The 26,616-nt window shown below is 73.2% G+C and carries 23 protein-coding genes; 8 read left to right on the top strand and 15 right to left on the bottom strand.

All coding sequences use genetic code 11. The annotated features are described in order from the left end of the window. Window positions 1-57: 57 nt before the first annotated feature. From ACFVVX_RS05165 to ACFVVX_RS05125, 9 genes are all read right to left on the bottom strand, one after another. Window positions 58-2,001, bottom strand: a complete 1,944-nt coding sequence (locus tag ACFVVX_RS05165) for a phosphocholine-specific phospholipase C (protein ID WP_387941560.1) — start codon at window positions 1,999-2,001, stop codon at window positions 58-60. Window positions 2,002-2,015: 14 nt separating this feature from the next. Beyond that, entirely contained in the window at window positions 2,016-3,434 is a 1,419-nt protein-coding gene (locus tag ACFVVX_RS05160; RefSeq protein ID WP_387941558.1) for an endonuclease/exonuclease/phosphatase family protein, read from the bottom strand. 195 nt (window positions 3,435-3,629) lie between these two features. Then, window positions 3,630-4,538, bottom strand: coding sequence for a LysR family transcriptional regulator (locus ACFVVX_RS05155; RefSeq protein ID WP_387941556.1), 909 nt, complete (start codon window positions 4,536-4,538; stop codon window positions 3,630-3,632). 188 nt (window positions 4,539-4,726) lie between these two features. After that, window positions 4,727-5,047 carry a DMT family transporter gene (locus tag ACFVVX_RS05150; RefSeq protein WP_387941554.1) on the bottom strand — a complete coding sequence of 107 codons (321 nt, stop codon included), beginning with the start codon at window positions 5,045-5,047 and terminating at the stop codon, window positions 4,727-4,729. 6 nt (window positions 5,048-5,053) lie between these two features. Further along, window positions 5,054-5,743, bottom strand: coding sequence for an HAD family hydrolase (locus tag ACFVVX_RS05145; RefSeq protein WP_387941552.1), 690 nt, complete (start codon window positions 5,741-5,743; stop codon window positions 5,054-5,056). 44 nt (window positions 5,744-5,787) lie between these two features. Further along, window positions 5,788-6,873, bottom strand: coding sequence for an ABC transporter ATP-binding protein (locus ACFVVX_RS05140; RefSeq protein WP_387941550.1), 1,086 nt, complete (start codon window positions 6,871-6,873; stop codon window positions 5,788-5,790). A 20-nt stretch (window positions 6,874-6,893) separates the two neighbouring features. Continuing rightward, window positions 6,894-7,760, bottom strand: a complete 867-nt coding sequence (locus ACFVVX_RS05135) for an ABC transporter permease (protein ID WP_387941548.1) — start codon at window positions 7,758-7,760, stop codon at window positions 6,894-6,896. Continuing rightward, window positions 7,748-8,713: an ABC transporter permease gene (locus ACFVVX_RS05130; protein ID WP_387941546.1), complete on the bottom strand. Its 966-nt coding sequence runs from the start codon at window positions 8,711-8,713 to the stop codon at window positions 7,748-7,750. The genes ACFVVX_RS05135 and ACFVVX_RS05130 overlap by 13 nt, the downstream gene beginning before the upstream one ends. A gap of 34 nt (window positions 8,714-8,747) precedes the next feature. After that, window positions 8,748-9,917: an ABC transporter substrate-binding protein gene (locus ACFVVX_RS05125; RefSeq protein ID WP_387941544.1), complete on the bottom strand. Its 1,170-nt coding sequence runs from the start codon at window positions 9,915-9,917 to the stop codon at window positions 8,748-8,750. A gap of 327 nt (window positions 9,918-10,244) precedes the next feature. Between ACFVVX_RS05125 and ACFVVX_RS05120 the strand changes: the two genes are divergently transcribed. Further along, on the top strand, window positions 10,245-11,054 hold the full coding sequence (locus ACFVVX_RS05120) for a GntR family transcriptional regulator (protein WP_387941914.1): 810 nt from the start codon (window positions 10,245-10,247) through the stop codon (window positions 11,052-11,054). Window positions 11,055-11,144: 90 nt separating this feature from the next. On the opposite strand, the gene ACFVVX_RS05115 is transcribed toward ACFVVX_RS05120, so the two are convergent. After that, window positions 11,145-12,725: a phosphonate degradation HD-domain oxygenase gene (locus tag ACFVVX_RS05115; RefSeq protein WP_387941542.1), complete on the bottom strand. Its 1,581-nt coding sequence runs from the start codon at window positions 12,723-12,725 to the stop codon at window positions 11,145-11,147. 151 nt (window positions 12,726-12,876) lie between these two features. Further along, on the bottom strand, window positions 12,877-13,986 hold the full coding sequence (locus ACFVVX_RS05110) for a pyridoxal-phosphate-dependent aminotransferase family protein (RefSeq protein ID WP_387941540.1): 1,110 nt from the start codon (window positions 13,984-13,986) through the stop codon (window positions 12,877-12,879). Window positions 13,987-14,086: 100 nt separating this feature from the next. Here ACFVVX_RS05110 and ACFVVX_RS05105 point away from each other — a divergent pair, with 100 nt between their 5' ends. The 6 genes from ACFVVX_RS05105 (at window position 14,087) to ACFVVX_RS05080 (ending at window position 22,118) form a co-directional block, all read left to right on the top strand. Further along, complete coding sequence (locus ACFVVX_RS05105; RefSeq protein ID WP_387941538.1) at window positions 14,087-15,178, top strand: amidohydrolase family protein; 1,092 nt, start codon at window positions 14,087-14,089, stop codon at window positions 15,176-15,178. Window positions 15,179-15,226: 48 nt separating this feature from the next. Beyond that, a complete protein-coding gene (locus ACFVVX_RS05100) occupies window positions 15,227-15,904 on the top strand; it encodes a uracil-DNA glycosylase (protein WP_387941536.1) in 678 nt (225 codons plus the stop codon). Between the two features lie 318 nt (window positions 15,905-16,222). Then, window positions 16,223-17,257, top strand: a complete 1,035-nt coding sequence (locus ACFVVX_RS05095) for an SCO1860 family LAETG-anchored protein (RefSeq protein WP_387941534.1) — start codon at window positions 16,223-16,225, stop codon at window positions 17,255-17,257. A gap of 254 nt (window positions 17,258-17,511) precedes the next feature. Beyond that, window positions 17,512-18,534 carry a glutamine synthetase gene (glnII, locus tag ACFVVX_RS05090; RefSeq protein WP_387941532.1) on the top strand — a complete coding sequence of 341 codons (1,023 nt, stop codon included), beginning with the start codon at window positions 17,512-17,514 and terminating at the stop codon, window positions 18,532-18,534. Window positions 18,535-18,955: 421 nt separating this feature from the next. Beyond that, window positions 18,956-20,062 (top strand): LLM class flavin-dependent oxidoreductase, encoded by a 1,107-nt coding sequence (locus tag ACFVVX_RS05085; RefSeq protein WP_387941530.1) that lies wholly within the window; start codon window positions 18,956-18,958, stop codon window positions 20,060-20,062. A 292-nt stretch (window positions 20,063-20,354) separates the two neighbouring features. Beyond that, entirely contained in the window at window positions 20,355-22,118 is a 1,764-nt protein-coding gene (locus ACFVVX_RS05080; protein WP_387941528.1) for a hypothetical protein, read from the top strand. A 77-nt stretch (window positions 22,119-22,195) separates the two neighbouring features. Here the strand turns inward: ACFVVX_RS05080 and ACFVVX_RS05075 are convergent, their stop codons facing one another. The 4 genes from ACFVVX_RS05075 to ACFVVX_RS05060 all read right to left on the bottom strand — a co-directional run bounded on the left by ACFVVX_RS05075 (window position 22,196) and on the right by ACFVVX_RS05060 (window position 25,254). After that, window positions 22,196-22,696: a cupin domain-containing protein gene (locus ACFVVX_RS05075; protein ID WP_387941526.1), complete on the bottom strand. Its 501-nt coding sequence runs from the start codon at window positions 22,694-22,696 to the stop codon at window positions 22,196-22,198. 411 nt (window positions 22,697-23,107) lie between these two features. Then, window positions 23,108-23,869: a DUF4232 domain-containing protein gene (locus ACFVVX_RS05070; RefSeq protein WP_387941524.1), complete on the bottom strand. Its 762-nt coding sequence runs from the start codon at window positions 23,867-23,869 to the stop codon at window positions 23,108-23,110. 192 nt (window positions 23,870-24,061) lie between these two features. After that, window positions 24,062-24,925, bottom strand: a complete 864-nt coding sequence (locus tag ACFVVX_RS05065) for a helix-turn-helix transcriptional regulator (protein WP_387941522.1) — start codon at window positions 24,923-24,925, stop codon at window positions 24,062-24,064. Between the two features lie 86 nt (window positions 24,926-25,011). Then, the gene (locus ACFVVX_RS05060) at window positions 25,012-25,254 is read right to left on the bottom strand and encodes a hypothetical protein (RefSeq protein WP_387941520.1); all 243 of its coding nucleotides are present in this window, start codon (window positions 25,252-25,254) and stop codon (window positions 25,012-25,014) included. Here ACFVVX_RS05060 and ACFVVX_RS05055 point away from each other — a divergent pair. Continuing rightward, window positions 25,253-26,494 (top strand): serine hydrolase domain-containing protein, encoded by a 1,242-nt coding sequence (locus ACFVVX_RS05055; protein WP_387941518.1) that lies wholly within the window; start codon window positions 25,253-25,255, stop codon window positions 26,492-26,494. The genes ACFVVX_RS05060 and ACFVVX_RS05055 overlap by 2 nt on opposite strands. Window positions 26,495-26,616 lie beyond the last annotated feature (122 nt).

The following is a 26,616-nucleotide window of genomic DNA, read 5'->3' as shown; positions in this document are numbered from 1 at the left end:
CCGGAGCCCGGAGCGGGAGGTCGGACCGGCCGACCTCCCGCTCCGGGCGGTCGGGGCTCAGTGCAGGGTGCCCGCGTAGCGCTGGGTGAAGCGGGTGCCGGTGGGGGCGGTGACGGTGACGTCGTAGCGGGACTGGTCGAGCGGGTAGGCGGCGGTGGCGGCGGAGCCGGGGGCGACCCGGACGGTCTGCGGGGTGCCCGCGTAGTCGTTCGGGGTGAGGGTGAAGGTGATCGGCGTCTGCCCGGCGTTGACGAGGTCGAAGGTCAGCGCGGTGGTGCCGGTGCGGGCGGTGACGACGGGGACGGCGATGTCGTCCTGGTCGGCGCGGACGACGGTGCCGGCGAAGCGGCGGACGAAGCCGTCGGGGCCGTGGACGGTGAAGTCGTAGCGGCCGTCGGTGGCGGAGGCGTCCCAGGTGTGGGTGCGGGTGGCGCCGGGGGCGACCGTGTAGGGCGTGCCGGCGAAGGCGTACACGATGTTCGGGTAGACGGTGAAGGGGAAGGCCGCCGTGCCGTCGTTGCGCAGCGTGCAGGTGATCAGGCCGGTGGCGCGGTCCACGGCGACGTCCGCCCAGGGGCGGTACGGCAGTCGGCGGTGCGGACGCGCGCCCGGCTCCTGGACGGGCATGGACTGGGCGCCGACGGCGGGGAGTTGGACGCCCGGGAGCTTGCTGCCCGCGTCCGCCTTGGCCATCAGGGCGACGGTGTCGGGGAGTTGCGGGAGGGAGTAGTCGGGGGCGGCGAAGTCGAAGCAGCTGGTGAGGTCGCCGCAGACCGAGCGGCGCCAGGCGGAGATGTTGGGCTCGGCGACGCCCGTGACGAGCTCCATGAAGCGCAGGACCGAGGTGTGGTCGAACACCTGGGAGTTGACGTATCCGCCGCGCGACCAGGGCGAGGCGACCCAGAGCGGTACCCGGTTGCCGAGGCCGATGGCCCGGCCCTGGGTGAACTCCTCGGGGGTGCCCGCCTCGGGGGTGGGCGGGACCATGTGGTCGAAGTAGCCGTCGTTCTCGTCGTACATGACGAGGAAGACGGTGTGCTGCCAGACCGCCGGGTTGGACATCAGCGACAGCAGCGCGGTGTTGACCCAGTGCGCGCCGTAGTCCGGGCTGGCGGTGGGGTGTTCGGAGAACAGGTAGGGCGCGACCAGCCAGGAGATGGTGGGCAGGGTGCCCGCCTTGCAGTCCCGGTCGAAGGCCGCCGGGTCGAACTTCGTCATCGCGTTGACGTACCGCGGGTCGGTGGTGGGGAAGTTGTGGAACTGCTTGAAGTAGGAGAGCGCGTTGTCGTCGTAGTCGCCGGTGCGGTCGTCCTTGCTGGGGTTGTGGTAGACCCGCCAGGAGACGCCGGCCGCCTGGAGGCGCTCGGCGTAGGTCGTCCAGTCGGCCACCGGGTTGTCGGTGACCGGGGTGTTGTCGATCCACGGGCCGGTGGTGCCGTCCCGGCCCGGGCCCGCGGTGCCCGTCCAGAGGTAGAGGCGGTTGGGGTCGGTCGGACCGGCCAGTGAACAGAAGTACGCGTCGCAGAGGGTGAAGGCGTCGGCCAGGGCGTACTGGTAGGGGATGTCGGCGCGGTTGAAGTAGCCCATGGTGCGCTCGCCCTTGGCGGCGATCCACTTGTTCATCGCGCCGTTGTTGATCGCCTGGTGGCCGGTCGCCCAGTCGTGCGCGAGGCCGCCGGCGTTCTGCGCGTTGTACTTGGCGGTGTCCATCCGGTACGGCAGCATCGCGCCGCCGTCGCTGCGGCCGGTGTCCGGCTGGCGGAACACGTCGGTGCCGTCCGGGAACTGCAGCGCCTGCCGGTCGCCGAAGCCGCGGACGCCGTTCAGCGTGCCGAAGTAGTGGTCGAAGCTGCGGTTCTCCTGCATCAGGACGACCACGTGCCTGACGTCGGCGATGCCGCCCGAGGGCGCGGCGGAGGCGGGGGAGGGGAGGCCGGTCAGCGCGGCGGCGCCGGCGGCCGCGGTGGCGCCGACGAAGGTGCGGCGGGAGAGTTCGGGCATGGCGGGCGGGCCTCTCAGAGCTGGAAGGTGGCGACGGCGGCGGCGCAGTCCGAGGGCCAGCCGTTCGCGGCGGCGTTCGGGTCCGGCTGGGGCCAGCCGGTGGTGAGGGTGTGGGCCTCGACGAGGGTGAGCGGTCCGGCGCAGTGCACGGCGGCGATGCGGTCCTGCGGCTCGGGCTTGGCGCCGCGCTGCTTGCGGACCGGCGACCAGGTGTTGCCGGGCGAGGCCACCGGGTCGGGGTGGGCGCGGCGGTAGGAGTCGGCCAGTCCGGCGCCCTGCAGGGCCACCGTGACCGGCCAGTTGACCGGTCCGGTGCCGCCGTGCGCGGGCGCGGCCGCCGCCGTCCAGTCCAGGTGCGACGGCGAGGCGAGGTCGGCGCCCAGCAGGACCGCGCGGCCCGCGGCCACGTCGGCCTGGACGGCGGCGGCCAGCGCCCCGGCCTGACGGCCGCGGACCGAGGCCGTCTCGGCGGCCTCGACCTGGGCGGCGCTCTGGCCGTCCTGGACGGCGTACGGGCCGTAGGCGGCCTCGTCCAGGTGGGCGGCCCAGAACCGGACGCCGCGTCCGCCCGGCAGCTGCACGGTGGCCCCGGCGGCGGGCAGCGCGGTGGTGACGGCCGTGACGGCGCTCAGCGGGTAGCGGCTGAGGATGCCCACGCTGCCCGCGCTCTGGTAGGCGTACCAGCCGAGCGCGGTGGCCAGCGACTGGGCGGCGGTGCCCGCGGTCTCCAGCAGGGCGAGGACGTCCAGGCCCTGGGTGAGGATCGTGCGCAGCTGCTTCTCCGGGGCGTCGGTGAAGGCCGCGCCCGCGTTGGCGAGGTTCCAGGCGGCGGTCTTCAGCCGCAGCGGGGCGGCCGGATCGACGACCGGCACGGTGAGGGTGAGGGCGTCGGTGACGCCGCCGGTGTCCTTGACGCCGACGAGGACCTGGACCTCGGCGGTGCCCGCGGGCGCGGTGCCGGTGACCGTGCCGTCGGCGGCCACGGCGAGCCAGGAGGGGCCGCTGATCTTCCGGAAGGCCGGGGCGCCGGCGGCCCGGCACCAGAGCCCGCCGAGCTTGACGGAGACGGCGCCGCCGGGGGCCACGGCGGTCGCGGTGAGGGCGTCCACGGCCAGGTGCGGGCGGACGGGCGCGGGCTTCGGGCGGAAGGTGAACGGCGCCGTCTGCGCGAGGATGCCGTAGCCGTCCTTGGCCAGCAGGTAGGCGGTGTAGGGGCCGCCGGTGAGGGCCGAGGTGTCGAGCTGGATGTCGCCGGAGGCGCCCGGGGTGTACTTCCAGAGCAGCGAGGAGCCGGTGCCGGGCTGGCGGGTGCCGTCGTAGATGCCGACCCAGTTCTTCGGGTCGGCGGCGGTGGTGGTCCAGTGGAAGGTGAGCTTGTCACCTTCGGTCGGACTGGCGGGGGAGGCGAGGGTGAGGGTGCTTCCTGCGGCCACGGGGGTCCTTCGGGTCAGGGAGGGCGTCTAGTTGGCTGAACAACTGGACGCCCATTGACCCGAAGAGCGACATACTCCGTATGAACGAGACATGACCGGACGCCGGGAGGATGGACAACTCGCCGTTGAGTGATGGTCGTTGACGAACCGAGGGGTCGCCCTCGGCGTGACGGGGAGGGCCCCGCCCCGCCCCCGTCAGGCCGGGCCGGAGCCGCCGACGGGGCGCGGACCGAGCCGGCGGGCCGTCTCGGTGAAGGCCCGCAGGCGCGGGCTGTCCCGGGCCGTGGACCAGACGAGCGCCCACTCGGTCGGCGGCGCGTCGTGCAGCGGGACGTAGGTGATGCCGGGGTGGGTGTAGTACCGCGTGACGTGCTCGTTCAGCGTGCTGACCACCTTGCCGGCGGCGACCAGCGCGAGCACCTCGTGAAAGGTCCGGGCGGACGGCCCGCGCGGGATCGGGCGGCCCTGCGGGGTGTGCCGCGGCAGCATCGCCTCGGCCCAGTAGTCCGGGGAGCCGGGGCCGGCCTCGAAGGTCGTGCAGTCGCCGAGGTCCTCCATCGACACCGACTCCTGCCGGGCCCAGTCGGAGCCCTCCGGGACGGCGAGCACCCGGCCCTCCGTCAGCAGACAGGGCCCGGCGGTCAGATCGGGCTCGCGCACCGGGAGCCACATCAGCTGGACGTCGACCTGCCCGGTGCGCAGCAGCGCGAACGGATCGCTGAAGTGGAACTCCGCCAGCGTGACCTCGCAGTCCGGGTACCGCGCCGTGAACGCCTCGACGAAGGGCTGCATCGCGTGGCCCAGCGCGCCCATGACACCCAGCCGTACGGCGCCGTGGACGCTCCCGGTCGCGGCCGAGGCCCGTGCGATCCCGTCGTTGATGAGGTCGTACGCCTGTCGCAGGTCCTCGCGCAGACGGCTGCCGAGCGGGGTCAGGGTGACCGACCGGCTGGTGCGCTCGAACAGGGTGCCGCCGATCCGGCGCTCCTGCTTCTTGATCACCTGGCTGACCCGGGACGGTGAGACGTGCAGCCGCTCGGCGGTGCGGCCGAAATGGAGCTCCTCCGCCAGCACCAGGAAGATCTCGATGTCCCGCAGCTCCACGCCCGCCCCCAGATCGATAACCGTACGGTAATCGGGATGGTAACGAAATCGGCCTTGATCCCGGCCCGCGCGGACCGGAGGCTTGAGCCGCTGGCCAGGGGCCCTGTCGGCCGTTCCGCGGGCTCGCGGAGCAGGACGTCGGACCGGCCGACCTCCTGCTCCGCGCCGTTCAGGGCGGGCCTCCCGCCTCAGTGGCCGCCCTTCAGGTTGAGCACCACCACGCCGACGATGATCAGCGCCAGGCCCGCCCACTGGAGCCGGCCGAGGGACTCACCGAAGGCGACCACGCCTATGCCGGCCACCGCCGCCGTGCCGGCGCCCGACCAGACCGCGTACGCGACCGAGACCGGGATGTGCTTCAGCGCCTTGCCGAGCAGGTAGAACGAGAGCACGTAGCCGATGCCCACCCCGACGCTCGGCCAGAGTCTGCTGAAGCCCTCCGTCAGCTTCAGGCAGCTGGTGGCGCAGACTTCGCTGAGGATCGCCAGGGCGAGGAGTACGTAGGGCATGGGAGGTCAAACCGCGGGCGGGGCGGTGAGCTTCCCCAGCAGGGCAAGGTCGGCGTGCTCCAGGCTGTCGAGCAGGGTGACCCGGGAGCCGCCCGGGATCGCCACGTCCGAGGAGGGCACCGCGAGGACCGCGCAGCCCGCGGCACTGGCGGAGGCGACGCCGGTCGGGGTGTCCTCGACGGCCACGCAGAGCGCCGGGTCGAGGCCGAGGCGCTCGGCGGCGGCGAGGTAGGGGTCGGGCGCGGGCTTGGTGCGAGGGGTGTCCTCGGCGGCCAGCGTGACGGCGAACCAGTCCCGGCCGATGGTGCCGAGCACCAGGTCGACCACCCGGCGGGGCGAGGCGGAGACCAGCGCGGTGGGCACGTGCGCGTCCCGGAGGGAGGCGAGCAGGGCGAGCGCGCCCGGTCGCGGGACGGTCTCGGCGGCCACCTTGCCGGCGAAGGAGTCGCCGAGGCGGGTGGCGAGTTCGTCCTCGCTGAGGGCGGTGCCGCTGACCCGGTGCAGATGGGCCGCGGTGTGCTCGATCGCCTGGCCGAGCACCTCGGGGACGTCCTGGTCGGTGAGGGCGTGCTGCAGCTCGTCGGCGAGCTCGGCGGCGGCCTGCCACCAGAGGTGCTCGGTGTCGACCAGGGTGCCGTCCATGTCGAAGAGGACGGCGGCGGGTACGGGTGCTCGGAACGAGGGGTTTTCAGGCATGGCGGTACCTTCGGTGGTTCATCAGGAGAAGAAGCAGTACGAGGTCAGACGGTACGGCGGTCCACCAGCACCGGACGCTCCGGGAGGGCCAGGTCGGCGGCGGAGCCGATCGGCAGCGCGGCGGCGGCCTCGGTCGGCAGGTCGGCCTTGACCTCGGTGCCGTCGGCGAGCCGGACGGTGAGGCGGGTGACGGCGCCCAGGAAGGAGGCGCCGACCACCAGGGCGGGGCCGTGCGCGGAGGGGGTCAGCGACACGTTCTCGGGGCGGACCAGCACCTGCAGCGAGCCGTCGGCCGGCAGCACGCCGTCCACCGCGTGCCGGCGGCCGAGCACCTCGACGCCGTCCGCCGTGCGGGTGCACGGGATGCGGCTCATGGTGCCGACGAACTCGGCGACGAAGGCCGTCGCCGGCCGTGCGTACAGCTCGGACGGCGTGGCGCACTGCTCCAGCCGGCCCGCGCGCAGCACGGCGACCCGGTCGGCCATCGAGAGCGCCTCCTCCTGGTCGTGCGTGACGAACAGGGTGGTGATCCCCAACTCCTGCTGGAGGCGCCGGATCTCCTCGCGCAGCGTCAGGCGCACCTTGGCGTCCAGCGCGGACAGCGGCTCGTCCAGCAGCAGGACGCGCGGCTGCAGGGCCAGCGCGCGGGCCAGCGCGATGCGCTGCTGCTGGCCGCCGGACATCTGGTGCGGGTAGCGGTCGGCGTGCTGCGGAAGGCCGACCAGCTCCAGCAACTCCTGGGCGCGCTTGCGGCGTTCGGCCTTGCCGGTGCCGCGCATCCGCATGCCGAAGGCGACGTTGTCGGCCGCCGTCAGGTGCGGGAAGAGGCTGTACGACTGGAACACCATGCCGGCGTCGCGCCGGTGCGCGGGGATCTGCGTGATGTCCTTGCCGTCCACCAGCACCTGGCCGGAGTCGTGCTGCTCGAAGCCGGCCAGGATGCGCAGCGCGGTGGTCTTGCCGCAGCCGGACGGGCCGAGCAGGGCGAGCAGTTCGCCCGGGTGGACGGTCAGGTCGAGGCCGTCCAGGGCGGTGGTCGCGCCGAACGAGCGGCGCAGGGTGCGGAATTCGACGGTCGCGCCGCCGGGTGCGAGGGGGACGCCGGCGACGGGGGCGGTAACCGTGGTCATGGTGGGTAACTCCGGGGGCTTCAGGAGGCGGTGGTCTTGTGGCGGCGCTCGCGGCCGGCGGTGGCCAGCAGGAGCAGCAGCAGCCAGGTGATCAGCAGGCTCAGGATGGAGACCGCGACCGACATGTGGGCCTGGCTGTTGCCGACCGAGTAGATCCACACGGGGAAGGGCTGGTAGCCGAGGATCGAGGCGGCGGTGAACTCGCCGAGCACCAGGGCCAGGGTGAGGAAGGAGGCGTTCAGCAGCGCGCCGCGCAGGTTGGGCAGCACGACGGTGAGCACCGCGCGCGGCCAGCCGGCGCCGCAGTTGCGGGCGGCCTCCACCAGGGTGCGGACGTCCACCGCGCGCAGGCCCGCGTCCAGGGCCCGGTAGGCGAGCGGCAGTGACATCAGCACGTAGGCGATGACCAGCACCAGCGGGAAGTCCGGGTCCTGGATGAACACGAAGGTCTGGAAGAACGGCGTGTCCATCAGGTAGTCCGGGCCCCAGCGCAGCACGCCGATCAGGCCGGCGGTCAGCGCGACCGGCGGGACGACCAGCGGCAGGGTGCAGAGCACGTCGATCACCGGGCGCAGCCGCGGCGAGCCGAGCCGGACCGCGATCAGCGCGGGCACCAGCAGGAGCAGCAGCACCACGACGGTGACCAGGGCGAGTTCCAGGGTGAGCCAGAGGCTGTCCAGGAAGCCGGGGGCGCCGAGCAGGCCGGTGTACGCCTCGAAGGAGTAGCCCTTCGGGTCGTCGATGGAGAAGTAGCCGGCGGCGGCGAGCGGGACGACGAAGTACACGCCCGCGACCAGCAGGACGGCGCCGCGCCACCAGCGCAGCTTGGGCCGGGTGGACCGCGAGGTCCGGGTGGACCGGGGGCGGGCGGAGGTCAGCTGAGCCATCGGGCACTCCGGCGCTGGAGGGGCAGGTAGACGGCCATCACCAGGACGGCGACCACGATCATGTTGAGGCTGAGGGCGAGGGCGAGGTTGCCCTGGCCGACCAGCACGTTGCCGGAGAGCGCGTCGGCGATCGAGCGGCTGACCAGCGGCACGGTGGCGCCGACCATGGCCGCGGCGGTGGCGTACGCGGCGAAGGCGCTGCCGAAGAGCAGGACGAAGCCGCCGAGCAGCGAGGGCAGCAGGATCGGCAGGGCGACGTGCCGCCAGTACTGGAAGGTGGTGGCCCGGTTGTTGTGGGCCGCCTCGCGCCACTGCACCCGCAGGCCGTCCAGGGCCGGGGTGATGGTCAGCACCATCAGCGGGATGAGGAAGTACAGGTAGACGATCGTCAGACCGGTGAAGGTGTAGAGCGACCAGCCGTGGTCGGTGAGGTGCAGCAGCTCGGTGACCTCGCCGGCGTTGCCGAGGGTGGCGACGAAGGCGAAGGCGAGCGGCAGTCCGCCGAAGTTGGCGAGCACGCCGGAGGCGGTGAGGACCGCCTGACGCAGCCAGGTGAACCGGGAGGTCACCACGGCCTGGGCGATCGGCAGGCCGATCACGGTGGAGAGCAGCGCGGTGAGCGCGGAGAGCTTGAGGCTGCTGACCATCGCGGTCCAGTAGGCACCCTGGACGGAGGCGGTGATGTTGTCCAGGGTGAACTGGCCGCCGCCGCCCTCCGCGTCGGTGGACGTGGTGAAGGCGCCGATCACGATGGCGACGGCCGGCAGGCCGAAGCCGATCGCGAAGAAGGCGAACAGCGGGGCGGTGGCGAGCCAGGAGCCGCCACCGATGCGCAGGCGCGAACGCCTGCGGGGGGTGGGGGTGGTGGTGTCGGTCGCGGTGGACGCCCCCGCGCCGCCACCGGGTTCGGTGGCGGCGGGGGTGGTCGGCACCGGGGTGGGAGCCGTGGTCATGAGGTGGGTTCTCAGCCTGTCCGGTTGGGCCGGGTCAGCCGGCGATGGCCTTGGTCCAGTTCTCGGTCACGACCTTCTTGGCGGCCGCGATCTGGTCCTGGGTGGGGAAGGTGGTGAAGGGCTTCTCGACGGCGGGCAGCTTGGCGGCGGCCGCGGTGTCGAGGGTGCCCTCCTTCTTCAGCGCCTCGAAGGTCGACGGCGTGGCGTAGCCGCCGAGGAAGAGGTTCTGGCCCTCCGTGCTGAAGAGGTACTCCTGCCACAGGCGGGCGGCCGCCGGGTGCGGGGCCCACTTGTTGACGCCCTGGTTGTAGAACTGGGCGTAGCTGCCGTCGACCGGGACGGAGACCTTCCAGTCGACGCCCTTCTCCTTGAACTCGTCGGTGTAGCCCGCGTTCAGGTAGGACCAGTCGATCGAGATCGGGGTCTCGCCCTTCTCGATGGTGGCCGGGGTGGACTCGACCGGGTTGAAGTTGCCGGACGCCTTCAGCTTGCCGAAGAAGTCGATGCCGGGCTGGATGTTGTCCAGCGAGCCGCCGTTGGCGAGCGCGGCCGCGTAGACGCCGCCGAAGGCCGAGCCGGACTTGGTCGGGTTGCCGTTCAGGGCGACCTGGCCCTTGTACTCCGGCTTGAGCAGGTCGGCGAAGGTCTTCGGGCAGTTGGGGATCTTCTTGGCGTCGCAGCCGATGGAGACGTAGCCGCCGTAGTCGTTGACGGCGCCGCCGTTCGCGTCCTTCATGGTGTCCGGCACCTTGGCGAAGGTGGCGACCTTGTAGGGGGCGAGCAGGCCGTCCTTGACCGCCTGCAGCGCGAAGGCGCTGCCGAGGTCGACGACGTCGGGGGCGCGGTCCTGGCCCTTGCGGGAGGTGATCGCGTTGATCTCGTCCTGGCTGGAGCCGTCGGGGTTCTCGTCCTCGATCTCGATGCCGTACTTGGCCTTGAACGAGTCCATGATCTTGCCGTAGTTCGCCCAGTCCCTGGGCAGCGTGATGACGTGCAGCTTGCCCTCCTTCTTGGCGGCGGCGACCAGCGCGTCCATTCCGCCGAAGTCGGCGGCGGAGGTGGCCTCCTTGGCGTCCTTGGCGCCGGCCTTGGCGGCGTCGCCGGACTTCGCGGTCGAACCGGCGGAGCCGCAGGCGGTGAGGGAGAGCGCGGCAGCGGTCAGTACGGCCGCGAGGGCGGCGGCGCGGGCACGGTGCACGGTCACTGGTCAGTCTCCTGATCGGGGCGTACTGCGGGGAGCGTTCGGGGGAGGGGCGGCGAGCCGGGGCTGGTCCGCGGGGCGTCCGGTGTGAGTTCGGATGCCCCCGAGTTGACTAGCCAACTTCGCCGACGGGGGTAAGTACGCCGGAGTCCGGTGACGGGAAGGTGAACGGACGGCCCAGAACCGGGGTCGGCTGCGGGAACGGTCGAATCAGGCCGTCGGAGGGTGATCTCCCGGGTGCGATGCTTCGAGGGCGCAGCGGGATAGGGTCGGGCTGTCCGCGCCGGTACGGCTGCGCAGGACACCGCCCCAGGAGGGATCTTGACTGACGTGGCACTGGAGCCCGGCCGATCCGCCGCCGAGGAGCGCGGCCGACCCGCCGCCGAGGAGCGCGGCTCCGGCGCGCTGTACCGCAAGGTGGCCGCCGACCTGCGGGAGGCCATCACCACCGGTGCCTTCGGCGAGGCCGGCCGGCTGCCCGCCGAGGGTGCGCTCGCCGAGCAGTACGGCGTCTCGCGCGGCACCGTCCGCCAGGCGCTGGCCGTCCTGCGCTCGGACGGGCTGGTCACCTCCCGGCGCGGGACCCGCCGGGTGGTGTTGGGCACCGCCCGGGTGCAGAGCTTCTCCGAGCTGCTGAGCTTCACGCACTGGGCGTACTCGATGGGCGAGGAGCCCGGCGGCATCCTGGACTCGCTGGTCCGCCGCCCGGCCGACGCCGCCGAGCGCGAGCAACTGCGGCTGGAGCCGGGCTCCGAGGTGTTCGTGACGGTACGTCTGCGCACGCTCTCCGGGACGCCGGTGATGGTCGAGCGGACCGTCTACCCGCCCCGGGTCGGCGAGATCGTGGCGCAGCTGCCGGCCGACGTGGTCTCGCACACCGAGGTGCTGCGCGAGCACGGCATCCTGTTCACGGACGCCGACCACACCATCGACATCGTCGCCGCCAACGCGGAGGACGCCCGGCTGCTCGGCTGCCGGCGCGGCGGTCCGCTGCTGCGTGAGCGGCGGCGCACCACCGACCCGACCGGGATGCCGGTGGAGTGGTCCCAGGACCGCTACCTGCCGGGGACGGTGGCGTTCAGCATCCACAACTCGCTGGCCACCTCGGCGCTTTCGCGGCACGCCCGGGAGGGTGACTGAGTCCGCCGGGCGCGGAGGGGGCCGGCCGCGCCGACTCCCCTCCGGGTGGCGGGCGTTAGCGCATCAGCGGCATTGGCCGCATCAGCCGCGTCAGCGCATCAGGGCGGCGAGCAGCGGGCGGAAGTGCTCGAAGCCCGGCGTCGCGGCGTCCGCCTCCTTGGCCTGCTCGTCCCAGCGGCGCACCGCGACGGCGTCGGCCGCGCCGGGCAGCGCCGCGAAGGCGGCCGCCTGCTCCTCGTCCATCGGACCGCCCTGCACCTGGAGGGTGTACTCGGAGGCCTCGGAGAGCCGCTCGCGGTAGCCGGGCTCGACCGCGCACAGGTAGCGCTTGGCGGCCACGTGCAGCCGGACCGGCTCGGTGACCTCCGGGCCGAACCACTGCGCCAGCCAGGCGGCGCCGGTGTCGCTGTGCCGATTGTCCTGACCCTGCATCAGATCCCGTCCGTGCAGAGCCCCGTGGAAGTGTCCGAGGTCGTGCAGCAGCGCGGCCGCGACCAGCTCCGGGGCCGCCCCGGCGGCCTGCGCCAGCGCACCCGCCTGCAGCATGTGCTCGGCCATCGTGACGGCCTCGCCCAGGTACTCGCCGGCGCCCTCGCCCGCGAACAGCTCGGCGATCGTGTCCAGTGCGGCGCAGTGGCGCTCCAGTACCGCGAGGGTGGAGGAGAGCGAGTCCAGGTCGGCGTAGCAGCCCTGGAGGTGGCGCGAGCCGTCCTGCTCGAAGGCGGTCCGGGCGTGCAGCAGGCGGACGTTGTCGAAGACCAGGCAGTCGCCCGGGTCGAGCCGGAAGTCCAGTCGCAGTTCCGGGCGCAGGGTGATCGCGGCGAAGCGGCGGTACGCGGTGTAGAAGGCCTCCAGCTCCCCGGCCGGGCCGCGCAGGGTGCCGATCGACCGGTTGTTGAACCGCACCTCGCGGATCCGGCCGAGCGGGTCGACCTCGATCAGCGGCCGGTCGGCGCGCAGTTCGGTGCCCCGGTCGCGGAAGACGAACGGGACGACCGTGCGGGTCAGCACGGCGAAGTCCGCCGGGGCCTCGGCGCGCAGCAGCGCCGCCGCCTGGAAGCCGTCCACCAGCCCGGAGTCGCCGCCGGCCGCGGAGTTGTCCAGGCAGTGCAGCAACTGGAGGGTGGGCACCGGGTCCCGGTAGGGGTTGTCGGTGTGCGGGGCGATCGCGACGCTGGTGAAGGCGAGGTTGTTGGGGTCGGGCTCGACCCGGACGTCGAACAGCTCGCCGTAGTTGGTCACCCGGACGTGGCCGAAGGTCCCGGCCACCTCCAGCACCTGCCGCTCGGCCACCGGCACGCCGCGCAGCACCGCGAAGCCGCTGTGCCGGACGGCTCGGAGCAGCGCGGCCCGCTCCGCCGGGTCCTCCAGGTACGCCGTCCACCGGGCCGTCGGCAGCCCGCCCGCGAAGTCGGCGGCCGTCCAGAGCCGCTTGTCCGCCTCCGTCCGCCCGTCCCCCTCGGCGTCCTGCGCCAGCCACGCCCGCGGGTACCGGGACCGGTGCCCGTCCGACCAGAGCACCTCCAGGTGCTCGGCCGACCCGGTCCGGGCGGCGACGGCGAGGTCGTCCGGCAGGTCGGTGATCTGGAACAGCTTCTGCCCGCTCCGGGGATCCCGGCACTCGGCACACGGGCAGTTGTCACGCAGCCAGTACGGCGACGGCTCGATCACGGTGCTCCTCCTCGGTGATCCGTGAAGTTGTATAGCCAACTTCACCTCGTGGGGGAGCCTGCCCGGCGGTGGTGAGATCCGGGTGTCCACACCGTGAACCCCTCGGGAACAAGAACTCCCGAGGGGTTGGGGGCGGCCGGCCGGCCGGGGGTCAGCCCTGCGGGGCGGCGCTCTCCCAGGCGGCCTCCCAGGCGGCCTGCGCGGCCTTCTGCGCGCCGTCCGCGGCGGTGCCGAGGGCGGTGGCCAGCGCGGCGAGGGTGGCCTGGACGGTGTCCGGCGAGGCCGCCCGGCCGTAGTGGTTGACGCGGAGCATCTCGGCGGCCAGGGCGCCGCCGCCGGGCTGGACGGGCAGGGCCGGGTCCAGGCGGAGGAGCTCGGCGGCCAGGGCGGTGGCCGCCAGGCCGGGCGGGGTGCGCACCGTGGTGGCGACGGGGGCGGCGTGGGCGTCCTCGGGGACGAACGGGGTGAGGGTGCCCAGGGCGCGGACGCCGGCGCGGGTGGCGGCGGCGGCCGCGCGGTGGCGGGCGATCACGGCGGGCAGGCCGTCCGCGGCGATCCGGTCCAGGCAGGCGTCCAGCGCCAGCATCTCCAACTGGGCGGGTGCGTGCGGGAGTACGGTGCGGCCGGCGTCCGTCCAGCGCTCCTTCCAGTCCAGCAGGGAGAGGTAGGAGCGGCGGGGGGCGGCGGGGTTGGCGGCGATCCGCTCCCACGCGCGGTCGGAGACCGAGACGGCCGAGACGCCGGCCGGGCCGCCCATCGCCTTCTGTCCGCCGATGACGCACAGGTCGACGCCCCACTCGTCGGTGAGCAGCGGTTCGGCGGCCACCGAGGCGACGGCGTCCAGCATCAGCAGCGCGCCGTGCGCGCGGACCACCGCGGCGATCTCGGCCACCGGGTTGGTGTTGCCGGTGGCGGCCTCGGCGTGGACCAGCGAGACGAAGTCGATCGCCGGGTGCGCCTCCAGCGCCGCCGCGACCTGCTTCGCGCTCACCGCCCCGTCGAAGGGGACGGCCAGGTCCACCACCTCGGCCCCGCAGTCGCGCAGCCAGTTGCCGAAGGTCTGCCCGTACGGGCCGGTGACGATGTTCAGCGCGGTGGAGCCGGGGTGCGCGGCGCTGCGGATCGCGGCCTCCAGCGGCAGCAGCGCCTCGCCCTGGGTGACGATCACGTCGGCGGAGGTGTGCAGCAGCGCGGCCACCCGGTCCTCGATCGCCGCGAAGTCGGCGGCGCTGAGCGGGGGGAGGTCGAGGAAGGGGCTCACGGTGACGGCCGGCCTTTCGCAGGTGGGGCGGTTCGGGCAGGGACGAGTCTGCCCCATTTCCCCTGCTTGCAGGGAACGGCCGGCTCGGTAGAGTGCGGCCATGAGCGATGGTGCGGTGCTGCACGTTCGGGGGCGGGTACTGGTCGGACCGGAGGACGTCCGGGACGAACTCTGGGTGGTGGACGGGCGGGTGAGCTTCTCGCGCCCGCCGGCCGCGGACGACGTGCGGACCGTCACCGGCTGGGTGCTGCCCGGCCTGGTGGACGCGCACTGCCACGTCGGCCTGGACGCGCACGGCGCCGTCGACGCCGAGACCAGCGAGAAGCAGGCGCTCACCGACCGCGACGCCGGCACCCTGCTGATCCGCGACGCGGGCTCGGCCGCCGACACCCGCTGGATCGACGACCGCGAGGACCTGCCGCGGATCATCCGGGCCGGCCGGCACATCGCCCGCACCCGCCGCTACATCCGCAACTACGCGCACGAGATCGAGCCCGGCGACCTCGCCGCCTACGTCCGCGCCGAGGCCCGGCGCGGCGACGGCTGGGTCAAGCTGGTCGGCGACTGGATCGACCGGGACCGCGGCGACCTCGCCGCCTGCTGGCCCGGGGACGCGCTCGCCGAGGCGATCGCCGCGGCACACGAGGAGGGCGCGCGGGTCACCGCGCACTGCTTCGCCGCCGAGTCGCTGCCGGACCTGCTGGCGGCCGGCATCGACTGCGTCGAGCACGCCACCGGGCTCACCGAGGAGCTGATCCCGGCCTTCGCCGAGCGCGGGGTCGCGATCGTCCCGACGCTGGTCAACATCGCCACCTTCCCGGCGCTGGCGTTCGGCGGCGAGGCCAAGTTCCCGGCCTGGGCCGCGCACATGCGCCGGCTGCACGAGCGCCGCTACGACACGGTGGGCGCGGCGCACGACGCGGGCATCCCGGTCTTCGTCGGCACCGACGCGGGCGGCTCGCTCGCCCACGGCCTGGTCGCCGAGGAGGTGGCCGAACTGGTGAAGGCCGGGCTCAGCCCCGCCGAGGCGCTGTCGGCGGCGAGCTGGGGGGCCCGCGCGTGGCTGGGCCGCCCGGGCCTGGAGGAGGGCGCACCCGCGGACTTCGTGGTGTACGCACAGGACCCGCGCGCCGACGTCCGGGTGCTCGCGGACCCGCGGTTGGTGGTGCTGCGCGGCCGCCCGGTCGGGTGACCGACCAGGGGCGCCGGGCTGTCGGGGTAGGCCGATAGGGTGGCGCCCATGGCACCGCGTCCCCTGAACGAGATCGTCGAAGCCGGCTGGGCCACCGCCCTGGAGCCGGTGGCCGGGCGGGTCGCCGCCATGGGCGACTTCCTGCGCACCGAGCTGGCCGCCGGCCGGACCTACCTGCCCTCCGGGCCGAACGTGCTGCGGGCCTTCCAACAGCCCTTCGACTCGGTGCGGGTGCTGATCGTCGGGCAGGACCCGTACCCGACGCCCGGCCACGCCGTCGGGCTCAGCTTCTCGGTGGCGCCGGACGTCCGGCCGATCCCGGCCAGCCTGGTGAACATCTACGACGAGTACGGGCGCGACCTCGGCCTGCCGCAGCCGTCCAACGGGGACCTCACGCCGTGGACGCAGCAGGGCGTGCTGCTGCTCAACCGGGCGCTGACCACCGCCCCGCGCAAGCCCGCCGCGCACCGCGGCAAGGGCTGGGAGGAGGTCACCGAGCAGGCGATCCGGGCCCTGGTGGCGCGCGGCGGCCCGCTGGTGGCGATCCTCTGGGGGCGCGACGCCCGCAACCTGCGCCCGCTGCTGGGCCAGGTGCCGGCCGTCGAGTCCGCGCATCCGAGCCCGTACTCGGCGAGTTCGGGCTTCTTCGGCTCGCGGCCGTTCAGCCGGGCGAACGAGCTGCTGGTGCAGCAGGGCGCGCAGCCGGTGGACTGGCGACTGCCGTAGGCCTCGGCGGGCCCGCGTCAGCCCTCGGCGGGCCCGCGTTCCGGCGCGTGCACCTTCGCCGGCGTCCGCGGGCGGTGGTGCGTGCGGGCGGTGGTGCGTGCGGGCGGTGGTGCGTGCGCGTGCGGGCTTCCGGGTGCGGTGGGTCAGTGTTCGGCGTCAAGCTCACTCGAACGAGTGAAATGACGTTCTGTGTGACTCATGTGACGGATTGTTCGAGAAGACTGGCGGCTCATCGTTCGGAGCGCCAGCCCCTTACCCCGTCCCGCGGGTGATGTCGGAGGCGCGCTCCACCGCAGCACCACCCGTGGGGGTACCGCCATGTCTTCTTCGCGTTCCGTCTCCGTCTCCACCTCCGTCGCCGCCGCGGTGGTGGCCTCGGCCCTGCTCGCCGTACCGCCCGCGTACGCGACCGGACCGGCCGGGTCGCCGTCCGCCCCGGCGAGCCCCGGCAAGGCGCGCGCCGTCACCGCCGAACTCGACCTGGACGTCAGCCTGTTGAACAGGACGGTGGACGTCCCGGTGAAGGTCTCGCTCAACAGGGTCGAGACCCCGGCGCAGCGCGACGGCGCGGTGCTCACGGCCGCGGTCGACGGAGTCGACCAGCAGGGGCCGGTCACCCTGGTCAAGGCGGACGTGGGCAGGTCCGTGACCAGGTCCGACGACAAGGGCACCGCCGCCTCCGTCCGGCTGGTCAACGCCGACGTGCACGCCCCGGGCCTGCCGGCCACCACCCTGCTGGGCCTGGAGGCGCTCAGCTCGGAGGTCACCTGCCCGGTCGACGGGCCGCCGACGGCCGACGTCGTCGCGCCCGCCAAGCTGACCGTGCTCGGCAAGCCGGTCACCCTCAGCCTGTACGGGCCGACCAAGGTGGACGTGCCGCTGATCGGCAGCGTCTCGGTGGAGTTCTCGAAGAAGACCACCACCTCGGCCACGGCCGCCGCCTCGGCCCTGGAGGTACAGGTCGAGGTGAACCCGCTGAACCTCAACGTGGCCCGGGTGAGCGGGCGGATCACCGTGGCCTCGGTGAGCTGCGAGAAGCCGACCGGGCCCAGCGCGCCGACCACCGCGCCCTCGTCGAGCGCCCCCACCGTTCCCGCCCCCACCGTTCCCGCCCCCACCGGGGCCGTCCAGCCGGTCGCCGACGCGACCGCTCCGGCCGGCCGCCGGGCCGTCCCGCAGGCCGCCACCGGGAGCCCTGTGGGGAGTCCGGCAGCCGGCGGCAGTCTCGCCGCCACCGGCAGCAGCGGCTCCACCGGCCCGCTCGCCGCCGGAGCGGTCGCCCTGCTCGCGGCCGGCGGCTGCGCCCTCCTCGCCACCCGCCGGCGCCGCGCCGCGCACGCCCGGCGGCACTGACCGGGCCGCCCGGCGGCGCTGACCGACCGCCCGGCGGTACCGGCCAGGCCGCTTCCGCGGCACCGGCCAGACCGCTCAGCGGTACCGGCTGCGCCGCCGGCGGTGCGGGAGTGCCACCCGCGGCACTCTCGCACCGTGACCGTGTCAACGCGGACGGTTGGTTCACCTGCGCGTTACATGAGGGGAACAACCGGGAAACGGCGGCTTGCGACGCTACGCGGGCACCCACCACCCAGCTTGCGAGGTTCACCGCCGTGGCAATCAAGGCCGAGTACATCTGGATCGACGGCACCAAGCCGACCGCCAAGCTCCGTTCCAAGACTCGGATCCTGGCCAACGCGGACAAGATCCCCACCTGGGGCTTCGACGGTTCCTCCACCAACCAGGCCGAGGGTCACGCCTCGGACCGCGTCCTCGAGCCGGTCTCGACCTTCCCGGACCCGATCCGCGGCGGCGACAACATCCTCGTCCTGTGCGAGGTCAACGAGATCGACGGTACCCCGCACGAGTCGAACACCCGCGCCCTGCTGCGCCCGATCGCCGAGCAGTTCGCCGCTCAGGAGTCGATCTTCGGCATCGAGCAGGAGTACACCTTCTTCAAGGGCTCCCGCCCGCTCGGCTTCCCCGAGGGCGGCTTCCCGGCCCCGCAGGGCGGCTACTACTGCGGCGTCGGCGCCGAGGAGGTCTTCGGTCGCGAGATCGTCGAGCTGCACATGGACCGCTGCCTCGCGGCCGGCCTGTCGCTCTGCGGCATCAACGCCGAGGTCATGCCCGGCCAGTGGGAGTTCCAGATCGGCCCGGTCGACGCGCTGACGGCCTCCGACCACATGTGGGTCGCCCGTTACCTGCTCTACCGCACCGCCGAGGAGTTCGGCATCGACGCCACCCTCGACGCCAAGCCCGCCCGCGGCGACTGGAACGGTGCCGGCGCGCACACCAACTTCTCCACCAAGGCGATGCGCGAGAACTACGACGCGATCATCACCGCCTGCGAGTCGCTCGGCGCCTCCCAGGAGAAGGTCCTGGAGCACGTCACCCAGTACGGCGCCGACATCGAGTCGCGCCTGACCGGCAAGCACGAGACCGCCCCGTGGAACGTCTACAGCTACGGCGTCTCCAACCGCGGCGCCTCGGTCCGCATCCCGTGGCAGGTCGAGGTCGACCAGAAGGGCTACATCGAGGACCGTCGCCCGAACGCGAACGTCGACCCGTACGTGGTGACCCGCCTGCTGGTCAACACCTGCTGCTCCGCCCTGGAGAAGGCCGGCCTGGTCTGAGCCTCCCGGCTCCCCGGCTGCCCGGCTTCGTACGCCCGCAGGCCCTCCCCGTGACGGGAGGGCCTGCGGGCGTCTCCATTCCCGCGGACCGGCCGCCCTGCCCCGGCTCCGGGCTCCGGTCGTCCCGCCCCGGCTCCCGGGATCCGGCCGCTCCCGCATCGGCCGTCCCCGAAGCGGCCGCTCTTGATCCGACCGCTCCGATGGCCGGATAATCGCCGTCATGAACGCCCCCGCCCGCCGCACGCTGGTCCGACGCCTGCACGTCGACCTGGTGCGCGTGTGCGCGGCCGCCTGTTGTCGCTGACCTCCCACCGGGCCCGCACCGAGTTCCAGGGCTTGTCCGACAAGCCCTGGCTCGGTCCCCGCCCGGTTCCCGCGACACCTTTCCCCCAGGCGACCCCCGGCGCAGGAGCGTACGTCCATGTCCCCCACGTTTCACTGGTTCCTCCCCACCAACGGCGACAGCCGGCAGATCGTCGGGGGCGGCCACGGCTCCACGCCCGGGACGGCCGGGTCGGACCGGCCGCCGAGCATCGCCTACCTCGGCCAGATCGCCCGCAGCGCCGAGCAGTTGGGCTTCGAGGGGGTGCTGACGCCGACCGGCGCGTGGTGCGAGGACGCCTGGCTGACCACCGCGATGCTGACGCAGGTCACGGAGCGGCTGAAGTACCTGGTCGCCTTCCGGCCGGGGCAGATCAGCCCGACCCTGGCCGCGCAGATGGCGGCGACCTACCAGCGGCAGTCCGGCGGCCGGCTGCTGCTGAACGTGGTGACGGGCGGCGAGTCGGCGGAGCAGCGGGCGTACGGGGACTTCCTCGACAAGGACGCGCGGTACGCCCGGACCGGCGAGTTCCTCGACATCACCCGGCGGCTCTGGGCGGGGGAGACGGTCGACCGGGACGGCGTGCACCTGCGCGTCGAGCGGGCACGGCTGAACCGGCTGCCCGATCCGGTGCCGCCGGTGTACTTCGGCGGCTCCTCCCCGGCGGCCGGCGAGGTCGCGGCGCGGTACGCCGACGTGTACCTGACCTGGGGGGAGCCACCCGCGCAGGTCCGGGAGAAGATCACCTGGATCCGTGAACTGGCCGCCGCGCAGGGCCGGGTGGTCCGCTTCGGCATCCGGCTGCACGTGATCACCCGGGACACCTCCGCGCAGGCCTGGGCGGAGACCGAGCGGCTGCTCGCCGCGATGGACCCGCAGCGCGTCCGGGAGACCCAACGGGCCCTCGCCGAAAGCGAGTCGGAGGGTCAGCGCAGGATGCTCGCCCTGCACGGCGGCTCCGCCGAGCGGCTGGAGGTCCACCCGGGCCTGTGGGCCGGCATCGGCCTGCTGCGCGGGGGAGCCGGAACGGCGCTGGTGGGCAGCCACCGGGAGGTCGCCGACCTGATCACCGAGTACCACGAGCTGGGCATCGACGAGTTCGTGCTGTCGGGGATCCCCCACCTGGAAGAGGCCTACTGGTTCGGCGAGGGCGTGCTTCCCCTGCTGGCCGCCCGCAAGGTCTGGAGCGGAAGGCCCGCGAGCTGACGGAACGGGGTCTGGGGGGGGTCGGTGATGTCAACTCTCCTTACCTGCAAGCAGGTTGGGGGATCCTTCGGATCCGTGATTTCGGTCAGACGGGGGGCCGGTTCGGGCCAGCTCCACCGGATCGCGGGGCTCGGACGGGTGGGGGCTGCTTACGCTCGACGGGTCTGTTGGCACCTGTCCCCGCGCGGGGCGCGCGGCCTCGAAAGACCCGAACGGCATCCGGCAACACCCCGGCCCCCGCGCGCGTCCGCTGCCCGCTCCGTGAGCAACGCCGAGGTAGGGAGTCCGCGCTGTGCCGTCTCTGCTGCACTACGAGATCGTCACGGATCCGACGTCACTGCAAGCATCGTCCGACGGCGCACCGTCCGTGGGATCGGTGTACGTGATCGTCTCCAACACCCACCAGGAGGAGGTGGACTGGAGGTACATCGATGTGGAGGTCCCGGTCGGCCCCGACCCCGACCACCTGACGGCCGACGCCTCGCTGATCAAGGCGAGTCTCACCAGGACGTACTACGCGACCTGGGAGCCGGATGATCCGCGGTTCGAGTGGGACGGCGACAAGGGCGTCTTCCGGGCGCAGCACCCCAACTGGCCGGGGAAGAAGCTGGCCCTGCCCGGCAATGCGGCGATCATCCTCAAACTGGAGAACATCCCGCTCTCCCGGGGTGACGGCCTGGTCCTCCTGAAGATCCACGAGCGGACCGGCGGCGGCGACCAGCAGGCGGGCATGCCGACGGACTCCTTCACCACCACGCTCGCGGTGGCGAAGCAGACGCCGAAGGTGCCGCGCAACTTCCGCCCGAAGACCGCCCTGCTGGACGCGGACGCGGGCCAGAGCGTCGTCCTGGAATGGGAGGGACCCGGCAACCTCGACTACTGGATCCGCTACCCGGACGGCACCCAGGTGCCCGTCGCGTCGGCGGACAAGAGCCCCGCGGTGGCCCTCCGGTACTACTCCTGGTCCGTCCCCGCCCCGAAGCGCGGCACCACGTACACCCTGATCGCCGGTACGGACAACGGCGGGCAGCCGCAGCACGGGTACTTCCTCACCACCACCGTCCACGCGCTCGTCCCCGAGTTCGGGAGCGGGACGCGCTCGCCGTGGGTCGAGGGGACGTCGGACAGGGGCCGGGTCACCTTCACCGCGGACGGCGTGAAGGTCGACGACCAGGGCGGCGCCGCGGGGACGGTCACGGCCAGGACCGCCGACGTGCGCGACGTGAAGACCGAGTCCGTCAAGGGCCGGACCGCCGGCTCCGGCTGGATCGACTTCCCCGACACCGGCATCGACGTCTACCACGGCCCGAACAAGGACCTCGGCGTCGTCACCGCCGACCGCGCGGACGTCAACGGCGTCAACACCAAGTGGGTGGGTGACCGCGATGGCGGTAAGGGGTGGATCGACTTTCCCCAGGCGGGTGTCGATGTTCGCAAGGACGGCGGTCAGGAGTGGGGGACGGTCTTCGCGGACAAGGCGGATCTGAACGGTCTGAACACCAAGTGGGTGGGTGACCGTGACGGCGGTAAGGGGTGGATCGGGTTCCCCCAGGCGGGGATCGACGTTCGCAAGGACGGCGGCCAGGAGTGGGGCATCGTCGCCGCGGACAAGGCCGACCTCAACGGCATCAACACCAAGTGGGTCCAGGGCCGCGACACCGCCGACGGCTGGATCGAGTTCCCGAAGGCCGGCGTCCGCGTCTACCGTGACGGCGCCCACGACCTCGGCGCCGTCATCGCCGACAAGGCCGACCTGAACGAGCTGCACGCCGGCGAAGGGCATGTGAAGGGCCTTCTCACCGTCGGCGGAGGGATGCAGCTCAGCCACGACGGTGAGCGGATGTTCGTCACCATGCCCGACCGGATCCTGTTCTTCGGGATCAACGAGTTCAAGAAGTGGGTGACCTTCGAGCGGGGTATCGCGGTCGCTTTCGGCAGGGGCAACCTCTCGATGACCAAGGACGGCGGGGTGCTGGTCAGCGGCAGCAACGTCCAGATTCAGCAGGGGAACCTCTCCATCTCCACCGGCAATCCGCCGAAGGTCAGGGAGCTCTGAAGCCACCCGGTCACGAGACGAGGAGGTCTCGGGACGACTCCCGCGACCTCCTCACCCGACCGGCCCGCGGCCCCCGGTCACTTGCCGGCCGCGGCCTCCAGGGTGGCGCGCCACAGCGGGCTGTCGACGTAGTGGTTGTCGTACTGCTCGGAGGAGTCCTTGATCTCCTGCGGGCTCGCCTCGCCGCGCACCACCCGGCCGAGCAGCCGCAGGTAGTCGAAGCGGGGCATGCCGGGGGTGAAGGTGAAGAGCACGTCGGCCTCGGAGCCGGGAGCGGCGGCGAAGGCGTGCGGGGTGTGCGGGGGGACGAGCAGGAAGTCGCCCTCGCCCAGGGTCTCGACGGTGTCGTCGAGCAGGACCTGGAGTTCGCCGCCGATGACGAAGAACAGTTCGGAGGCGCGGGTGTGGAAGTGGGCGGGGGCGCCGACGGCGCCCTTGGCGAAGGTGGAGCGGTAGCTGGTGATCGGGCTGCCGTCGGTACCGCAGTCGGCGAGCAGGGTCATGGTGCTGCTCGGGTCGTTGGTGGTCTCGGCGGTGGCGGCGCGGGTCAGCAGCGGCTTCAGCGGGTTGGCGGTCATGGTGGTTTTTCCCCCGTGTCGGGCGGTCCCGGCTCCCTGCCGTGACCTCGTGATGATCACTCTATTTCGTTGGCCGACCGCCTGAATGGTGCATTCCAGGACCATAATCATGGGTCAATTGGCGCCAGGGAGACCGCGCTCCGTGCTCGGTCGACCGCCCGATCGACCCGCCTCCGCGGAGGCGCCGGCCTCCCGGGTTTCCGGTGGCCGGCGCCTCGTCGACACGGCGCTTCCCCTGGCGCGGCACTAGTGCCGCGTCAGGCAACCTTCGCCCCGTCGCGACGCCCGGCACGCACTCTCGCCGCACCGGCCGAAAGCCCAAGTACGTCCAGTACGAGGACTTCCGGCCGGCACGCCGATAGCACGCACCGGACGCCTCTCCTTGACGGGCAAAAGTTGCCTGACGCGGCACTAGAAGTCGTCGGCGCCGTTTCGCAGCTCGGGCGTCCAGTAGCCGGTGGCCCAGACGGCCGGGTCGACGGCGATGCCGCCCGCGCCGGGGGACTTCACGGTGGCGGTGCCGCCGCCCCCGCCGAGCGTGACGGAGAACGCGGAGACCGGCTCGTTGTCCTCGTGGACCCCGCCGTTGGACAGCCGGACCAGGGCGTAGGCGGGGGCGCCGGGGGTGAGGACGACCGGGGCGCTCGGCTTGCTCCTGGCGACGGCCGGCACGTTCTCCCGGTGGCTCTCCAGGAACTGGATCTGCGGGAAGTCGCTCAGCTGGCAGCTATGGCCGGAGGTGTTCTTCGCCGTGAGGACGATGTGGGTGTAGGGCGGCCCGTCCTTGCGGGCGGCGCTGATGGCGAGGTCCTTGACGGTGCACAGCGGCGTGGCCGCCGTGGCCGGTCCGACCGGCGGCTTCGCGGCGGTGGCGGGCTGGGCGGCACCGGAGCCCTTTCCGGCCTCTGCCCCCTTCCCGGTCCCCGCGCCCGTCCCGGTCCCCACACCCTGCGGTGCACTGCCGCCCGGAGCGGCGGGGGCCGCCGGGGCGGGAGCCTCCGGGGCCACACCGGCACCGGCGGCCGGGGCGGATGCCGCCGTGCCCGCGGGCTTCGGGTCGGCTGCCTTGGGGCTCGCGGGCACCGGGTCCGGACCGCAGGCGGTCAGGGCCAGGGCGAGCAGGGCGGTGCCCGTCGCGGTCAGGGCGGCGGTGCGGCTGTGGAACGTACGCATGGGAATTCCCCCGGTGTCGGTGCTGCGGTGACGCATGCTCTGGTCGATCTGGAACGACCATGGCCCGGGCGCCGTCCCGCCCGCCAGCCACCACGGCGGATACGGGACGCTGGGACGTTCCAGCCCCTCTGACCTGCGGAAACGCGTGTGCCTGGAACGCCGGAATGGGACACGATCACCGGTTCCGGGGGCTCAGGCGTGCTGCTGCGGGGTGGCGGCGGTCCAGGCGAGGAGCATGCGGAGGGCGTCGTGGGAGGGGCTGCCGGGGGCGGCGGTGTAGGTGATCAGGGCCTGGTCGGGGTCGTCGGCGGCGCGGAGGGTGTCGTAGGTGAGGGAGAGGGTGCCGACGAGCGGGTGGTGGAAGCGCTTGGTGCCCCCGGTCTTGTCCTGGACGGGGTGCTGGGCCCACCAGCGGCGGAAGTCCTCGCTGTGCATCGACAGCTCGCCGATCAGGGAGGCCAGGTGGGGGTCGTCGGGGTGGCGGCCGGCCTCCAGGTGGAGGTAGGCGACGTTCTCCCGGGCGCAGGCGGCCCAGTCCGCGTACAGGTCGCGCGAGGTCGGGTCGAGGAAGGTGATGCGGGCGATGTTGCGCTCGGCGGGGGCCATGGTGCCGTAGTCGCCGAGGAGGGCGCGGGCGGCCGGGTTCCAGGCGAGGACGTCCATCCGGCGGCCCATCACCAGGGCCGGGACGTCCCGCAGCTCGGTCAGCAGCCGCTGGAGCATGGGCCGTACCGACTGCTCGTGGCGGGGCGCGGGGGCCATCGGCGGGCGGCGCGGGGCCGGGCGGGCCAGGTCGTGCAGGTGGCCGGTCTCGTCGGCGGTCAGCTGCAGGGCGCGGGCGAGGGCGTCGAGCACCCCCTCGGAGGGGTTGGGGACGCGGCCCTGTTCCATCCGCGTGTAGTAGTCGACGCTGACGCCGGCGAGCTGGGCGATCTCCTCGCGGCGCAGGCCGGCGACCCGGCGGGTGCCGCCGTAGTCCGGCAGGGCCACGTCCTGCGGCCGGAGGCCGGAGCGGCGTGAGCGGAGGAAGTCGCCGAGGCTGGTCGCGGTGGTCATGGGAGAAGTGTCGCCGCTCGCGCGGGGCGCTGCCTGGCCCTGGCAGGACCAGGCAGCGGGCCGGCGGGCGGCGGGACGGCAGGGGGTCAGGCCGGGAGGGCGTTGACCAGGCCGCCGTCGACGGCGAGGTCCTGGGCGGTGATGCCGACACCCGCGTTGGCGAACACGCCGTCCAGCTTGCCGGCCGGCGTCGCCGCGATCCGGCCCGGCTCGGCCGCCCGGTACGACGAGGCCCCGAGGCGCCGGGTGGAGCACTCCGGGTGATCCCCGGGCGGGTCGGGGCCGCGTCGCCCCGGCTCGGCGAGGCCGGGCCCGGACACTGCGGCCATGACACGTACCCGCCTCACCACCGCGCTCTGCGCGGCCCTGCTCACCGCGGCGAGCTTCCAGGTCACGGCCGGCGCCGGCCCCGCGACCGCCACCGGACCGGAGGCCGCCGCCGCCCCCGAGGGAGCGCCGCACCGGCCCTGCGTCGCCTCGCCGCCGCCCGACGGCGGCCCGGCCGCCGAGGTGTTGCGGATCGCCGAGCAGGCCAAGCAGGAGCTGGACCTCAAGTCCGTGATCCTGCGCGTCACCCGGGACGGCCACGAGCTCGTCACCGCCGGGCTCGGCGAGTCGATGACCGGTGTACCGGCCGAGCCGGCCATGCACTTCCGGGCCGGCTCGGTGGGCATCGCCTTCATGGGCACCACCCTCCTCCAGCTCGTCGACGAGGGCGTGGTCGGCCTCGACGACCCGGTCTCCCGCTGGCTGCCCGACCTCCCGCACGGCGACGAGATCACCCTGCGGATGCTGGGCAGCTCCACCACCGGGATCGCCGACTACGTCACCGACCCGGACTTCCTCGCCGCGCTCTACGCGGCCCCCTTCCGGCAGTGGACGCCGCAGGAGCTGGTCGACATCGCGCTCGCCAGGCCGCGCTGGTACGACCCGGGCACCAACTGGAGCTACTCGCACGCCAACTTCGTGCTGCTCGGCGAAGCCCTGGAGAAGATCACCGGGATCCCGCTCGACCGCCTGCTCCAGCAGCGGATCTACCGCCCGCTCGGCCTGCACGAGACCTTCGACGGCACCACCCCCGAGATCCCGGCGCCCGTCCAGCACGCCTTCACCTCCGACCGGGGCATCTACGAGGAGTCCACCTTCTGGAACCCGTCCTGGACCACCGTCCCCGGGGCCGTCATCACCACCGACATCTGCGACCTGGCCCGCTCGGCGGTGGGCATCGGCGCCGGTGAGCTGCTCTCGCCGCACTCCTACCAGGAACTGCTGAACCCCGGCACGGTGGGCCTCGGCGGTGCGACCAAGACCTGCCCGGCGGACATCTGCCTGGAGAACACCGAACAGAGGCACTTCGGGTTCACCGCGATCGTCGTGAACGACTGGGTCCTCCAGAACCCCTCCTTCACCGGCTTCGCGGCCATCCAGGCCTACCTGCCCTGCGAGCGGCTGGCCATCGCGGTCTCCGTGACCAAGGGCCCGAACGCGCCGGACGTCAACTCCGCGGACACCATCGCGAGCCGCATCTCCGAGGCGCTCGCCCCGGACCACCCACTGCAGTTCGGCTGAGCACCCCCGGCGCGGGTGCCGCACCCCGGCACCCGCGCCCACCGAGAACCGGTGGCCCCCGGTGGCACCCGCCGCCAGGATGCCGGTATGCCGCAACCCGCCGAGCCGTCGCCCAGGCAGGG

The sequence above is a fragment of the Kitasatospora sp. NPDC058170 genome (assembly GCF_042883905.1).
Taxonomy (GTDB): domain Bacteria; phylum Actinomycetota; class Actinomycetes; order Streptomycetales; family Streptomycetaceae; genus Kitasatospora.
The sequence above is the reverse complement of the archived record's forward strand: the minus strand, read 5'-3'. Positions and strand labels throughout refer to the sequence as shown.

What these genes read in the sequence shown, in the direction of transcription:
- ACFVVX_RS05165 (WP_387941560.1), bottom strand. Translation starts at nt 2,001, where the DNA reads ATGCCCGAACTCTCCCGCCGCACCTTCGTCGGCGCCACCGCGGCCGCC.
- ACFVVX_RS05100 (WP_387941536.1), top strand. Translation starts at nt 15,227, where the DNA reads ATGGCACCGCGTCCCCTGAACGAGATCGTCGAAGCCGGCTGGGCCACC.
- ACFVVX_RS05135 (WP_387941548.1), bottom strand. Translation starts at nt 7,760, where the DNA reads ATGGCTCAGCTGACCTCCGCCCGCCCCCGGTCCACCCGGACCTCGCGG.
- ACFVVX_RS05140 (WP_387941550.1), bottom strand. Translation starts at nt 6,873, where the DNA reads ATGACCACGGTTACCGCCCCCGTCGCCGGCGTCCCCCTCGCACCCGGC.
- ACFVVX_RS05130 (WP_387941546.1), bottom strand. Translation starts at nt 8,713, where the DNA reads ATGACCACGGCTCCCACCCCGGTGCCGACCACCCCCGCCGCCACCGAA.
- ACFVVX_RS05085 (WP_387941530.1), top strand. Translation starts at nt 18,956, where the DNA reads ATGTCCCCCACGTTTCACTGGTTCCTCCCCACCAACGGCGACAGCCGG.
- ACFVVX_RS05150 (WP_387941554.1), bottom strand. Translation starts at nt 5,047, where the DNA reads ATGCCCTACGTACTCCTCGCCCTGGCGATCCTCAGCGAAGTCTGCGCC.
- ACFVVX_RS05055 (WP_387941518.1), top strand. Translation starts at nt 25,253, where the DNA reads ATGACACGTACCCGCCTCACCACCGCGCTCTGCGCGGCCCTGCTCACC.
- ACFVVX_RS05105 (WP_387941538.1), top strand. Translation starts at nt 14,087, where the DNA reads ATGAGCGATGGTGCGGTGCTGCACGTTCGGGGGCGGGTACTGGTCGGA.
- ACFVVX_RS05065 (WP_387941522.1), bottom strand. Translation starts at nt 24,925, where the DNA reads ATGACCACCGCGACCAGCCTCGGCGACTTCCTCCGCTCACGCCGCTCC.
- ACFVVX_RS05145 (WP_387941552.1), bottom strand. Translation starts at nt 5,743, where the DNA reads ATGCCTGAAAACCCCTCGTTCCGAGCACCCGTACCCGCCGCCGTCCTC.
- ACFVVX_RS05060 (WP_387941520.1), bottom strand. Translation starts at nt 25,254, where the DNA reads ATGGCCGCAGTGTCCGGGCCCGGCCTCGCCGAGCCGGGGCGACGCGGC.
- ACFVVX_RS05095 (WP_387941534.1), top strand. Translation starts at nt 16,223, where the DNA reads ATGTCTTCTTCGCGTTCCGTCTCCGTCTCCACCTCCGTCGCCGCCGCG.
- ACFVVX_RS05075 (WP_387941526.1), bottom strand. Translation starts at nt 22,696, where the DNA reads ATGACCGCCAACCCGCTGAAGCCGCTGCTGACCCGCGCCGCCACCGCC.
- ACFVVX_RS05070 (WP_387941524.1), bottom strand. Translation starts at nt 23,869, where the DNA reads ATGCGTACGTTCCACAGCCGCACCGCCGCCCTGACCGCGACGGGCACC.